At 66.4% G+C, this 12,871-nt stretch carries 16 protein-coding genes; 7 read left to right on the top strand and 9 right to left on the bottom strand.

Annotated elements, in window-relative coordinates; genetic code table 11:
- The first annotated feature begins 25 nt into the window (after positions 1–25).
- The gene (locus HUS56_RS05870; protein ID WP_173922444.1) at positions 26–805 is read left to right on the top strand and encodes an SDR family NAD(P)-dependent oxidoreductase; all 780 of its coding nucleotides are present in this window, start codon (positions 26–28) and stop codon (positions 803–805) included.
- On the top strand, positions 802–1,695 hold the full coding sequence (locus HUS56_RS05865) for a TIGR03619 family F420-dependent LLM class oxidoreductase (protein WP_173922443.1): 894 nt from the start codon (positions 802–804) through the stop codon (positions 1,693–1,695). Before HUS56_RS05870 ends, HUS56_RS05865 begins: the two co-directional genes overlap by 4 nt.
- 61 nt (positions 1,696–1,756) lie before the next feature.
- Here the strand turns inward: HUS56_RS05865 and HUS56_RS05860 are convergent, their stop codons facing one another.
- The 7 genes from HUS56_RS05860 to HUS56_RS05830 form a co-directional block, all read right to left on the bottom strand.
- On the bottom strand, positions 1,757–2,251 hold the full coding sequence (locus HUS56_RS05860; protein WP_173922442.1) for a nuclear transport factor 2 family protein: 495 nt from the start codon (positions 2,249–2,251) through the stop codon (positions 1,757–1,759).
- Positions 2,248–3,099, bottom strand: coding sequence for an NAD(P)-dependent oxidoreductase (locus tag HUS56_RS05855; protein ID WP_256368784.1), 852 nt, complete (start codon positions 3,097–3,099; stop codon positions 2,248–2,250). The genes HUS56_RS05860 and HUS56_RS05855 overlap by 4 nt, the downstream gene beginning before the upstream one ends.
- An 11-nt stretch (positions 3,100–3,110) precedes the next feature.
- The gene (locus HUS56_RS05850; protein ID WP_173922440.1) at positions 3,111–3,677 is read right to left on the bottom strand and encodes a nuclear transport factor 2 family protein; all 567 of its coding nucleotides are present in this window, start codon (positions 3,675–3,677) and stop codon (positions 3,111–3,113) included.
- Positions 3,678–3,679: 2 nt separating this feature from the next.
- Entirely contained in the window at positions 3,680–4,207 is a 528-nt protein-coding gene (locus HUS56_RS05845; protein WP_173922439.1) for a nuclear transport factor 2 family protein, read from the bottom strand.
- A 2-nt stretch (positions 4,208–4,209) separates the two neighbouring features.
- On the bottom strand, positions 4,210–5,022 hold the full coding sequence (locus HUS56_RS05840) for an SDR family NAD(P)-dependent oxidoreductase (RefSeq protein WP_173922438.1): 813 nt from the start codon (positions 5,020–5,022) through the stop codon (positions 4,210–4,212).
- Between the two features lie 74 nt (positions 5,023–5,096).
- Positions 5,097–5,585, bottom strand: a complete 489-nt coding sequence (locus HUS56_RS05835; RefSeq protein WP_173922437.1) for a nuclear transport factor 2 family protein — start codon at positions 5,583–5,585, stop codon at positions 5,097–5,099.
- Positions 5,586–5,640: 55 nt separating this feature from the next.
- Positions 5,641–6,489, bottom strand: a complete 849-nt coding sequence (locus tag HUS56_RS05830) for an SDR family NAD(P)-dependent oxidoreductase (protein ID WP_173922436.1) — start codon at positions 6,487–6,489, stop codon at positions 5,641–5,643.
- Between the two features lie 119 nt (positions 6,490–6,608).
- On the opposite strand from HUS56_RS05830, the gene HUS56_RS05825 reads away from it, so the two are divergent.
- The gene (locus tag HUS56_RS05825) at positions 6,609–7,355 is read left to right on the top strand and encodes an SDR family NAD(P)-dependent oxidoreductase (protein WP_173922435.1); all 747 of its coding nucleotides are present in this window, start codon (positions 6,609–6,611) and stop codon (positions 7,353–7,355) included.
- 51 nt (positions 7,356–7,406) lie between these two features.
- Here HUS56_RS05825 and HUS56_RS05820 read toward each other — a convergent pair whose 3' ends face one another.
- On the bottom strand, positions 7,407–7,706 hold the full coding sequence (locus tag HUS56_RS05820; protein WP_173922434.1) for a Dabb family protein: 300 nt from the start codon (positions 7,704–7,706) through the stop codon (positions 7,407–7,409).
- A gap of 96 nt (positions 7,707–7,802) precedes the next feature.
- Between HUS56_RS05820 and dctP the strand changes: the two genes are divergently transcribed.
- From dctP to HUS56_RS05800, 4 genes are all read left to right on the top strand, one after another.
- The gene (dctP, locus tag HUS56_RS05815; protein WP_173922433.1) at positions 7,803–9,053 is read left to right on the top strand and encodes a TRAP transporter substrate-binding protein DctP; all 1,251 of its coding nucleotides are present in this window, start codon (positions 7,803–7,805) and stop codon (positions 9,051–9,053) included.
- A gap of 126 nt (positions 9,054–9,179) precedes the next feature.
- Positions 9,180–10,391, top strand: a complete 1,212-nt coding sequence (locus HUS56_RS05810; protein WP_173922432.1) for a cytochrome P450 — start codon at positions 9,180–9,182, stop codon at positions 10,389–10,391.
- 35 nt (positions 10,392–10,426) lie between these two features.
- Entirely contained in the window at positions 10,427–10,813 is a 387-nt protein-coding gene (locus tag HUS56_RS05805) for a nuclear transport factor 2 family protein (RefSeq protein WP_173922431.1), read from the top strand.
- A 45-nt stretch (positions 10,814–10,858) separates the two neighbouring features.
- Positions 10,859–11,644: an enoyl-CoA hydratase/isomerase family protein gene (locus HUS56_RS05800; protein ID WP_173922430.1), complete on the top strand. Its 786-nt coding sequence runs from the start codon at positions 10,859–10,861 to the stop codon at positions 11,642–11,644.
- 29 nt (positions 11,645–11,673) lie between these two features.
- Here HUS56_RS05800 and HUS56_RS05795 read toward each other — a convergent pair whose 3' ends face one another.
- Complete coding sequence (locus HUS56_RS05795) at positions 11,674–12,870, bottom strand: Bcr/CflA family efflux MFS transporter (RefSeq protein WP_173922429.1); 1,197 nt, start codon at positions 12,868–12,870, stop codon at positions 11,674–11,676.
- Position 12,871 lies beyond the last annotated feature (1 nt).

Raw genomic sequence — 12,871 nt, 5'->3', positions numbered from 1 at the left:
CACGGAAAGATCGAAGGAGATCAGCATGACGAAGTACGCACTGGTCACGGGTGCCGGCCAGGGCATCGGCTACGGGATCGCGAAGCGACTCACCGAAGACGGATTCCACGTCTACGTGACGGATTACTCGGCCAAGCTCGCCGATGAGGCGGCCGCACGTCTCGGCGGCACGGCGCTGCGTCTCGACGTCAGCGACTCGGAGTCCGTGGCCGCCGCCGCCGAGCAGGTACCTGAACTGGATGCGCTCGTGAACAGCGCCGGCATCTACCCGTGGCTCGGCTTCAGCGAGATCAGCGTCGAGGATTTCGACAAGCTGTTCCACGTCAACGTCCTGGGTCCGATCCTGACGACCAACGCGTTCGCGCCGATCCTCGCAGCCGGCGGTGGAGGAGCCATCGTGAACATCACCTCGATGTCGCAGGATCACGCCTCTCCGGGCGTCAGTGCCTACTCGGCGTCGAAGGCGGCCGCGCACGGTGTGACGAAGCTTGCCGCCCTCGAGTACGCCGATCGCGGCATCCGAGTGAATTCGGTCGCCCCCGGCACGATCCAGACGGAAGGGATGCAGAACGCACTCGCGGATGGCGAGTCGCCGCGCGACTCGGCGCTCATCCCACTCGGCCGCGCCGGGGCTCCCGCCGACATCGCTTCGGCCGTCTCGTTCCTCGTCGGCCCCGACTCCGCCTATATCACGGGCCAGTCGCTCACGGTCGATGGCGGATACACGGCAGCGCTGTTCAACTTCTACCGGGCGGCCAACTACGGCTCGGCCACGGCGTCGACTGAGGCGCTGGGCCAGCGGTGAAGTACACCGTCGAGTTCCCCCTCACCGCCGTGTCGACGGCGGATGACGTGGAGAAGATCGCTCGGGCCGTCGACCGGCTCGGCTTCGATGCCCTCGCGTTCACCGAGCACCCCGCGCCGTCGCGGGCCTGGCTCGACAGCACGGCCGGTCATCCCACGTTCGACATGCTCGGTTCGCTGGCGTATTGCGCGGCCATCACGGAGCGCGTTCGTCTCATGACCTATCTGGTCGTGCTGCCCTACCATCGACCGTTCATGGTCGCAAAGGCGCTCTCGACCATCGACCTGCTGTCGCGAGGCAGAGTCACCGCCGTCGTGGGTGCCGGGTACCTCCGCGCCGAGTTCGACGCACTCGGGGTGCCGTTCGAAGAACGCAACGCCCTGCTGGATGAAGCGCTCGCGGTGCTGCCCGAGATCTGGTCGGGCCGACCCGTCACCCGCACCGGCTCGAACTTCACCGCGGAGGAGATCGTCAGCCAGCCGGTCCCGGCTCAACCCGGAGGGCCACCGCTGTGGATCGGTGGGAACGGCCGCCTCGCGAGGGAACGTGCAGCGCGCGCGGGGGGATGGAGCCCGCTGTTCATCACCGACGAGCGCGCCCCGCTGATCGGCACGGCCGCACTCACGGGTGTCGACGCGCTTGGCGAGAACATCCGCGAGGTGCGTGATCGCGCGAAGGTCCTTCGCGGTGATGATGCGGAAGTCGTGGTCCAGGCGTTGACACCGCAGTCCCGAGTGATGTTCGGCGAGCACTCGGTCGCCGAGCACCAAGACTTCGTCACGTCGCTCGCCGAGGTGGGCGTGGACTGGTTCGTCCTGCGCGCGCCCGGCGGGGATGCGGCATCCGTCGTCGATTCGCTCGAGTACTATGCGGCGGAGCTCATGATCTGACGCCGAAGTTCGCGATGAGCGGTCGGGCGCGGCATCCTGATCCGGATGCCGCGCCCGATACTCATTCGAGAGCCTCGATATTCTCCACGTACACGTAGAGTCGTGTGAGCTTCAGCGATGCGATCTTCCACTCGTCGTCGACCTTGCGGTAGGTCTCCCAGTAGTGCCCGGTTCCGCGGAGGCGGTAGCCCTCCTTCCTCCACACGAGCACGTCCTCCATCGCCCAGATGCCCGTTGCTTCGTCGGCACCGTTGAGCTCGATCTCGGGCTGGTGCCCGTGGTGGGTCGTGATGAGCGGTCCGATGAAGCGTCGGTTGCGGTCGATGAAGGCGTCGAAGCCGGTCTCGTTGGTGACTGTCCCTCGTGCTTCGGGCGGCCGCAGCGCGAGGAGGTAGTCGGGGAACCCGTTCTCGATCGGGCCGATCTGCGGGTCGTCCACGAAGACGTCACGGAACGCATCCCAGTCTTTCGTGTCGAGGGCGCGGAAGTACCGCGCCTTGAGCTGCTTGATCGCTTCGATCTCTTCGGTCCGCGTGCGTAGCTGCGTGTCGGTCATGCGAATGCTCCTGTTCTCTCGGTGTGCGCTTCGGGCTCGCGATGGTCGCCGTCTGCGTCATCCGCGGTGTACGCGCGCACGACGAGCCCGAGCAGCCCGAGATCGAGCCCCTCGAAGGAGTCGCCGTAGTTGCGGATGTCCTTCGTCACGAACGGTTGCACCATCGCGGCGTGGGCGGTCGGATCCTCGTCGAACGTCAACGCGGACTGGAGATGTCGGCTGGTCACGCCCGTCTGATTGATCGCGTGGAGCGCTGCTGCGGGATCCAAGCCCAGTTGTGCCGCGAGCCGAGCCGCATCCGCGATCAGTCCGACCTGAGCCGCCGTCAGCAGGACGTTGAGGGTCTTCGTGCGTTGGCCCGCCCCCACCTCACCGACATGGATGATCGAGCCGGCATAACTCCCGACCACCGGTGCGATGCGCGATCGGCTCTCAGCGTCGGCTCCCATCAGCACCCTGGCGTCGCCCTCGGCGACATCCTTCGGTCTGCCGTCCAGCGGTGCATCGACCACGGAGACGCCCCTCTCGCCGGCAGCGCTCACCAGTTCGGTGATGGTGTCCGGCGGACACGTCGTGTGGATGAGGAGGACGCTGCCAGGCTTCATCGCGGCGATCACCCCGCCGGGCCCGAGGCAGAGCTCGCGCACCTGCTCGGTCGTGTACACGCACACCGTCATCACGTCGGCGAACTCGGCGGCCTCGACCGCGGATGCCACCGGCGTGGCACCCATGGCCTTCGCTGCCGACCGCGATTCCTCACGTCGCGCGTACACGCGCACCGAGTGTCCCGCGGCCACCATCCGTTCCACCATGGGCGCACCCATGCTGCCCATGCCGACGAATCCCACGTCCACGGCGGTCAGCCCGCCCCGGATGACGTGGGCTGGAGGAGACCTGTACCCGTGAAGAGCCGGTATGACGCGTCATCGCGGCTTCGGGCCGCTTGGAAGGTGGGCACGCCGTCGACCGCGGCGACCGCACGGGAGGCGTGTGCCGGGTTCCGCATCTCGGTGACGAGATCGTTCACGTACTCGCGCTCGATGATCGCCAGCCTGCCGTCGCCGGTCTCGGCCCAGCGGTCGATGTATCGCCCGTACCCGACCCGATCGATGAACACGTCGCCCTCGCTGCGTCGCAGCAGCGACGTGACGTACGCCTCGCTGACCAGATCTCCAGACGGATTGCGCTGGATGAACACGTTCGCGACCCGATGCACGTTCAACTCGAGCTGCTCGTGGAAGGGCCAGACCCAGTCCATGAAGCCCGGCGCGTCGCCGACGTAGATCCCGCTGTAGTTGAGCACCGCATCGGAGGTGAAGGCTGACAGGGCGACCTCACGGTCGAACCGGTCGAGTCCACGACAGTACGCGGCGTGCGCCTGCTCGATCCGGTTGCGCTCCTCGGCGCTGACGGAACTGTGCGCCATGCTCATGCCCTCAGCAGCCGGTACGAGGCATCCGACTCATCACGAGCCCAGGCGAGCGCGGCACCGCTCGATTCGGGGCGCACGGCCGAGAGGTCCTTCTGCTCGTGCGGGTACGCGCGAGTCGCGTCGCGGACGTAGTCGCGTTCGACGATGACGAGCCGCCCGTCCTGGTCGGCCCAGCGGTCGATGTATCGCCCATTCCCGATATTGTCGGAGATCGTGCCATCGTCGGCCGTCGTGCGGAGCAGCACCTGGACATAGGACTCGCTGACCAGGTCTCCCGCCGGATTGCGCTCGATGAAGATGTTCACGACTCGGTGCACGTGCACGAGCATGCGGGCGTGGATCGGCCAGATCCAGTCCATGAACTCGGCAGGCGAGCCCTCGAAGATACCGCTGTACACGAGGCGCGCGTCGTCCGCGAACGGAGAGAGCGCCAGCCCACGATCGAACCGGTCGAGGCCGCGGCAGTAGGCGTACAGGCCCTGGCTGATCTGGTTCCGTTCTTCGGCGGTGACGTCGTAGACCATGATCAACTCACCCCGACCGGGTTGCCGGCGGCGAGGCGGGCGGCGCGCTCGCCGATGGTCCTGACTCGTTCGGCGGGATCGGAGCCGATGCGGTCGCCGACCAACTGCTGCACCTTGCCCTCGATCCAGATCGGGCCGTTGCCCACCTGATCGAGCGCCTCACGGGCGATGTCGGCGGGGTCGGCCGCTCCGTCGACCCGACCGTAGGCCTTGACCATCGTCGGCGTGTTGGTCTGGCCGACCACGGGGGTGAGCACGTCGACGCCGTGCTTGGCGAGTTCGAACCACAGCCCCTCACCGAGCGTGTGGCTGAACGCCTTGCTCGCGGCATAGAGCGCGAAGCCGGGGGAGCCGCCGAAGCCGGCGACCGACCCCATCAGGACGAGCGCACCGCGCCCTCGCGGTGCCATCCGCCCCGCATAGTGGTGGACGAGACGCGCCTTCGACACGAAGTTGCGCTGCAGCCGACCGGCGAGCATCTCCCAGTCGTGGTCGATGAACTCGCCGTACTTGGGTTCCGAACCCACGTTGTAGACGAGCGTTCCCACCTCGAGATCGTCGGTCGCCCACGTGACTCGCTCGGCCCCCTCGGGCGTCGACAGGTCGACGGCGACGGTGCGCACCTCCACCCCGGGGTTCGCCGCCCGGATCTCGTCCGCCGCCTCATCGAGCGTCGACTGCGTCCGGGCGACCAGGACGGAGTTGATTCCGCGGTGGGCGAGCTCGTTGGCGAACGCGGAGCCGATGCCCTCGGACCCGCCCACGACCACCGCCCAAGGGCCGTACTTCTCCGTGAACGCGGTGTGATCAGACACGTGGACTCCTTCGTCGTTGCTTCGTGTTGCTGGGTTGATTCGTGGTTGATGCGGCGCTCGGCCGGATCTCGGCATCAGGCGGTCGGCTCGATGCGCTCGACGAACACGTAGAGCCGCGTGAGCTTCATCGACGCGATCCTCCACTCGCCGTCGACCTTGCGGTACGTCTCCCAGTAGTGGCCGGTTCCGCGCAGACGATAGCCGTCGGCAGGCCAGACGAGCACGTCCTCCATGGCCCAGATGCCGGATGCCTCGTCGTCGCCGGTGACCTCGATCTCGGGCTGGTGGCCGTGGTGCGTCGAGATCAGCGGTCCGATGTTCGTTGCGACGCGCTCCACGAAGGCGTCGATCCCGGATGCCGCGACCGGCTTCTGCTCGTCAGGCGAACGCAGCGCGAGCAGTTCGGGAGTAAACCCGTTGTCGATCGGGCCGATCGCGGCATCCTCGGTGAACACGGCCTTGAACCCGTCCCAGTCCTTCGTGTCGAGCGTGCGGAAGTACCGGGCCTTGAGCTGGCGGATCGATTCGATCTCGGTCTCGGTGCGTACAGCAATATCTGTCATCGTCATCCTCTGCATTCGTGGTGATTCGGTCGAGTGGTATGAGCGCGAACGTGCGTCACTGCACCGTGAGCTGGTGCCGCATCGGCACCCTCAGGTTCGCGGTGAGCGAGAGTCCGCCGTCGACGGCGAGGTTCTGCCCGGTGATGAACTTCGCTGCCGGGCTCGCGAGAAACGCGACGGCCTCGGCGATGTCCGCCGGCTCACCGAGCACGCCGAGGGGCATGGCCTCGGCGCGAGCCGCGAGCATCTCGCGGAGCTCGTCCTCGCTGACGCCCGGCCGCGACTTCTGGCTGATCGGGGTCACGATCGGGCCCGGCGCGACCGCGTTCGCCCGGATCCCTACTGGACCCCATTCGAGCGCCAGGGTCTCGACGAGCCGGATGAGCGCGGCCTTCGCGGGGGAGTAGGCGCCGAGACCGGGATGCGGGCTCGTACCACTCGTCGACGTGGTCGCGATGAACGATCCGCGCGACTCGCGCAATGCGGCGTACGCCGTCGAGGCGAGGAGCCACGCCGCGCGCGTGTGCACGTTCATCACGGAGTCCCACTCCTCGATGGTCGTCTGGTCAACCAGGCGTCCGAGGCGAGTGTGGCCGGCGTTCGAGACGAGTGTGTCGAGGCCGCCGCCGAACTCGATGGCCTGCTCGGCGACCTCGACGGGAAACGTGGTCGACTCCAGGTCGCCGGTGAGAATCAGGACCCGAGCACCTCGATCGCGCTGCGATTCGGCGAACTCCTCGAGCTCGTCGGTGGGCTTCGTCGCCGTGATCGTGAGGTGCGGCTCGAGTCCTCGGGTCAGCGCGGAGCCGATGAGCTTCTCGGCGATCGCCGAGCCGATGCCTCCGACACTCGCGCCGGTGACCAACGCGCGGTACACGCCATTCGTGCGGGTTTCGGTGACCAAGATCCAGTCTCCACTTCGTCGTGTCGCTGCTGGTGCCGATGGATCGCGCGTACCTGTTGGCGCGACATCCGTTTTATCCTATAAATGATAAAAACTGAACGCAACAAGGGAGATGCTTCATGACACGCTATGCACTCGTCACCGGCGCAGGGCAGGGAATCGGCTTCGGCATCGCGAAGCGGCTGACCGAGGACGGTTTTCACGTCTATGTGACCGACTACAACCAGGAGCTCGCCGGGGCCGCAGCGGAGAAGCTGGGCGGAACACCACTCGTGCTCGATGTCAGCAATCCGCAGTCGGTGAGGGATGCAGCGGCACTGGTGCCCGAGCTCAGCGTGCTCGTCAACAGCGCCGGCATCTACCCGTGGTCGCCACTCGTCGACATCTCGGTCGAAGAGTTCGACCGTGTCTTCGCAGTCAACGTGCGCGGCAACCTGCTCTGCATGCAGGCGTTCCACCCGCACCTTGCGGCAGACGGCAAGGGTGCGATCGTGAACATCACCTCGATGTCCGCGCTCGCTCCCGCAATCGGTGTCGGCTCCTATGCGGCATCCAAGGCGGCCGCCGCGATGCTCATCCAGCAGGCGGCGGTGGAGTTCGCGCCCGACGGCATCCGTGTCAACGGCGTCGCACCGGGCAGCGTCCAGACCGAGGGCACGAACCGCGCCATCAAGGAGGGTGAGGCGCCGCAGGAGGCTCCCTTCATTCCGCTCGGCCGCCTCGCGGGACCAGCCGACATGGCCAGCGTCGTGAGCTTCCTGGCGTCGGATGACGCGGGCTACGTCACCGGGCAGAACATCGTTGTCGACGGCGGATTCCTCAACAACACGTTCGCGTTGTACCGGCACGTGACGCAGCCGGCGTAACGACTCGCTTCAGCGGCGCCGCACGAAGAAACGGCGCCGCTGAAGCATCGGTCAATCCCGCAGCTCGAACTGGACCGCAGAGCGCCTGTCGAGATACGGCTCGAGGTACTTCTTGAACAGCTGCATGTGGCGATCATGCGCGACGTATTCGCGATATCCGTCGAGGTCATCGAAGTCGATCGTGAGTGCGAAGTCGTAGTTCGACTCCAAGTACCCCATGTTCCCGCCCACTTGGCATGCACGAATCGACGGAATCTCGCCCGCTGCGGCGTAGAAGGCGTCCGTGGCCTCATCGACGAGACCGGTCGGCGCGTCATCGGTGAACTTCCAGAGTGAGCAATGACGAATCATGCACTGGAGTCTATTGCGGTTTCCTTGCATTCCTTGTAGGAATTGCAGTCTGTAATACGTTGCACAAGAACCCCTACCCAACGAAGGAGTTGGCAAATGAGAGGCATACGCAGGGCTGGTTTCGCACTGGGGATGATCTGCGCGGCGGTGCTGATGTCGAGCTGCGCCTCGGGCGGGAGCGCCGCGCCCGTCGACGCGGATTCCGCCGGCGACGTGATCGCCGAGATGGACCCGATCACGCTCCGCGCCTCGGTACCGTTCCCCGAGACGGGGACGCCTGGGACGCTGCTGGCGACGTGGACCGAGGAAGTGGAGAAGCGCACCGACGGAAAGGTGACGTTCGAGCTTTATCACAACGCCTCGCTCATTCCCGGTGCTGAATCGTTCTCGGGCCTGGCCTCCGGGCTCGCGGATGTCGGCTTCTTCGCCGCTTCGAACCAGCCGAATGAGCTTCCGCTGGCCAACTGGCTGAACCAGCTGACTGTCCCCATGACCAACCTCGGCTACCCCATGGCGAACCTTGCCGGCTACCCGGCCTCCGTCGGCGCGTACATGACGTCGGAACCGATCCTCGAGGAGATCAGGTCGCAGAACATCGAGCCACTGCTCTACATGTACAGCAGCCCGTTCATCATGGTTTGCGCCGAGCCCGTTGCCACGCCCGAAGACGCGACGGGCAAGACCATTCGTACCGGAGGGGAGCCGTGGGTATCCGAGGTCGAGGCGCTCGGCATGACGAATGTCTTCCTTCCCACGCCCGAGCTCTACGAGGCCCTGCAGCGCGGCGTGATCGACTGCGCTTATCTCGCGGCTGACAACGTGGCGACGCTCGGGGTCACCGAAGTGACGACGGCCACAGGCCTCGTCGACGGTGGAGCGAGTTCGGGTGCCCAGATCGGCTTCAACAAGGACAGCTGGGACGCGCTTCCGGCCGAAGTGCAGCAGATCATGCGCGAGTCGGCAGGTGTCGCGCACGCGGCGTTCATGCGCGACACCTTCCGGGTATACCAGGCCGCCATCGAGGCTGGGCAGGCCGCGAATCACACCTTCACTCCGACGGAGGAGCTGAACGCGGTGATCCACGAACAGCGTGGGGGCATGTTGAAGGAACTGCTCGCATCGCCGACCTCGGGTATCGACGACCCCGAAGGGATCAAGGACCAGTACGAGGCCTATGTGACGGAGTGGGTGGACTTCGTCGAGTCCGAGCTGAAGATCGACGCGGTCGACCCAGCGACCGCCAGCGTCGATCAGCTCATCGAGGTCTACTCGGCCGGAGGCGACGACATCGACTGGGACACGTACGCCGAGCAGTTCGAAAAGTTCCTCGCGGAACTCGGTAACTGATCCATACGGGCGGGCGCTCGCCGCTTTGCCTCAGCCGGAAAGTGTGTAATTGTAATGATTACACGCTAATGTCGGGCAGGGGCGAGCGCCCTTCCCTCGGCATCGTTCAATGATGAAGGTGACGCAATGACCATCGTGAGTGACCAGTCGACCGAAGCTCCTCCGGCATTTCCCCAACTGCGCGATGACCCGCTGGCGCCGCCGCCGGTGTATGTCGAGTGGCGGGAGGAGACGCCAGCGAAGCTGGTGACGCTCCAGAACGGCAAGACGGCGTGGGTGGTGACGCGGCAGAAGGAGGCCCGTCAGGTCTTCGAGGACCCGACCGTGTCGCGTGATCCCAGTCAGGAGGAGTTCCCGCAGGTTCGTCGCGGCATGAGCTTCCGCCGCAATGACCTGATCATGAACCACATGGACCCCCCGCTCCACGGCAAGTTCCGCAAGATGCTGGCCCCGTGGTTCACGATGAAGAAGATCAACGAACAGCGCGACGACATCCAGCAGATCGTCGACGACGCGATCGATCGGCTGATGACGTTCGAGAAGCCGGTCAATTTCCACAAGGAGTTCAGCCTCGTCATCCCTTCGACGGTGATCTGTCGCACGCTCGGCATCGACTACGCGTACCACGATGACTTCGAGCGACTCGCGACCGTGATCACCCGCGCGAGTTCGTCGGCAGAGGACTTCGCCGCCGCCACGAAGGAGCTCTTCGAGATCGCCGGGCGCCTGGTCGACGAGTCGATCGAGAGCCCCGGCGGCGGCGTGCTGCAGGTGCTGACCGACAAGCTGCAGGCGGGGGAGATCACCCGTGAGCAGGCGATCGCGCACACCTATGTGCTGATCGTCGGTGGCCATGAGACCACCGCGCACACGATCTCACTCGGGTTCCTGCAGCTGTTCCGGGATCCCCAGCTGGCGGACTTCCTGCGTGCGAACCCTGACCGGATCCCCGACGCGATCACCGAAATGCTTCGCCTGCAGGCCATCAACGACGGCTCGGTGGCACGCATCACCACGCAGGAGATGGATCTTGGGGGCGTGAAGGTGCCGGCTGGCGCCGGCATCATTCCGTTGATGTCTCCCTCGCACCGCGACCCGCGGGATTGGGACAACCCCGACGTCTTCGACATCGACCGAGACAACAGCAAGCACCTCGCCCTCGGCGGCGGCATCCACTCGTGCCTGGGCCAGAACCTCGCGCGCGCGGAGCTCGAGATCGTGTTCGAGACGATCCTGCGCCGCATCCCCACCCTGCGGCTGGCCGGCTCCGAGAGCGACATCGGCTTCCAGCGCGACGGGTTCGTATTCGGCGTCTACGACCTCCCGGTCACGTGGTAGTCGGCGCGCCGAGTTCGGCGGAACCCCGGGTCGAGGTGGCGCTGGGGTTCCATCGCACCCTCGAGGCCGGTGACTTCGACGCCTTCGAAGCGCTGTTCACGACGGATGCGATCAACGAACTTCCGTTCCACTCGCCGGTGAGTCCCGCCGAGTTCGTGGGAGCCAAGGCGATCGCCGACGACTACCGGAAGATGATCTCCAACCGCCGCGACCTCGAGTTCACGATCCACACCGTCACGACCGACTCGAGTGCGGACCGCGTGATCCTCGAGTTCTCGGGCCGCAGCATCATCGGCGAGACCGGTGCGCTCTACGAGCAGGACTACGTCGGCGTGTTCACGATCGAGGGGTCGCAGATCAGTCGCCTTCGGCTGTACGCCGATCCGCAGCGCGCCGCGAAGGCGCTCCAACCGATCCGTTGACGTGGACCGGGTAGTCGTGGCGTGGTGACCGGCGTCGGTTCGGACATGTCCGCCGATCGGGGTGATGTGCGCCTCGAGATCGATGGTTCCGTCGCGTATGTGACGCTCGATCGACCGGCATCGCGGAACGCCCTGTCCACCGAGATGGACGTAGCGCTCGGCGAGGCCTTCGCGCGGGCGGACTCCGACGATTCCGTCCACGCGATCGTGCTCCGATCGTCCTCGCCCGACTGGTTCTGCGCTGGCGGCGATGTGCATGAAGTCGCGGAGGGTCGGGTCTGGGGCGTCGGTCGCGGCGGTGGCCTCACCGGGATCGACGGGCCCCGACGGGATCTCCGCACACCGCTGATCGCACAGGTGACCGGCCCCGCGGTCGGGATCGGCGTCGAACTCGCCCTCTGCTCCGACATCATCGTCGCATCGGACACGGCGTGGTTCTCGGTGCCCGAGGCGACCATCGGATTGGTCGGCGGCCCCGGCGTGATGCACCGCCTACTTCGACAACTGCCCCAGCGAGTCGCCACCGCGATGATCCTGACCGGTGCCCGCCTGAGCGCCGAGGACGCTTTGCGGTTCGGCCTGGTCAATGAGATCGCACCCATCTCGCTGATCGATGCGGCGACCCGCCGATGGCTTGATCCGATCATCGGCGCATCGCCGGTGGCGCTGCGCGCAGTGCTCGAGGCGATCCGAGTCGGCTCGCAGCTGCGTCTGGATGACGCGCTCACCGCGCGCTACCCGCTCACGGAGTCCTTCTCCACGACGGAAGACTTCCAGGAGGCGAGGTCGGCAGTCGCCGATCGCAGGCGACCGCTGTGGAAGGGTCGCTGAAGGGGTGATTGCGCAGCCGACTGCGGTGCTCAGCTCAGGCCGGCGTCGCCCCGGCGTGCGAGGCCGATGAGATACGCGGTGAGCGCGATCGCCGCGGAGGCAGCGAGCACGACGAAGTAGGGCGTTGCCGACCCCGCCCCGTCGATGCCGACGACCGATGCGCCGATTCCACCCGCGATGAACTGCGCGCCACCGAGGGACGCCGAACCCGACCCCGCAATGTGACGCACTTCAGACAATGCGAGCGCGGCCGCGTTGCCGGTGATCAGTCCGTGGTTCGCGCTGGCGACGAAGAGGATGATGGGCAGCGCGACCAATGGCAGCGCGGCCGCCGGCATCGCCGCGACGGCGAGTACGCCGACTCCGACCCCCAGCGTCTTGGCAGGGTGAACCCCGCGATGGGCGAGCACGGCGGACAGGTACGTCAGGGCGACCATGCCAAGCGAGTTGATCGCGTAGAAGAGGCCGAACTCGAGTGCGGAGAAGCCCAGCACTGTCTGGTAGATGAACGGCGCGGCGCCGGTGTACGAGAGGAGGGCGCACGTCGCCGCCGCGGAAACGACGAGAAAGGCGGTATAGCGCCGACTCCGGAAGACCCGGGCGAGGTCGGCGACCTCGACGCGGTCGGTTCGGCGCGCTCGAGGATGAGTTTCGGGGATGAGTGCGAGCACGCCGACCACGACGACCACCGCGACGGGCACGATCATCCACAGCGTGACGTGCCAGGGAAGAACACTCACGACGACGCTTCCGAGCAGCGGCGAGATCACGGGGGCGAACATCGAGAGGCTCACCATGAGGTTGAGCTTGCGCGCCAGGGCGAGCCCGATCGCGGTGTCGGAGACGATCGCGCGCGCGATGACCACACCGCCGGCCGCTCCGAGTGCTTGGAACACCCGAGCGGTCGCCATGAAGGCGAGCGTCGGCGCGAGCGCCACCAGGATGGAGGCGACGAGACAGAGCGACGACGCGATGATCAGGGGCCGCCGCCGCCCGAAGCGATCCGACACCGGTCCGAAGAAGATCTGACCCACGCCGAACCCGATCAGGTAGAGCCAGTACGTCAGATGGACCCCCGCCGCATCCGTTTCGTACTCGACGGCCATCTCGGGGAATGCCGGCAGGTAGAGCCCTGTTGCCAGCCCTCCCAACGCCGTCAGGACCGCGAGGAGCAGAAGTCGGGCGCCGTTGATCTCCAGAGGCGCGCCCGGAGTGCCCGACGTCACC

The organism is Agromyces sp. Marseille-P2726 (genome assembly GCF_902809835.1).
In the GTDB taxonomy this organism is placed as follows: Bacteria; Actinomycetota; Actinomycetes; order Actinomycetales; family Microbacteriaceae; genus Agromyces.
The sequence above is the reverse complement of the archived record's forward strand: the minus strand, read 5'-3'. Positions and strand labels throughout refer to the sequence as shown.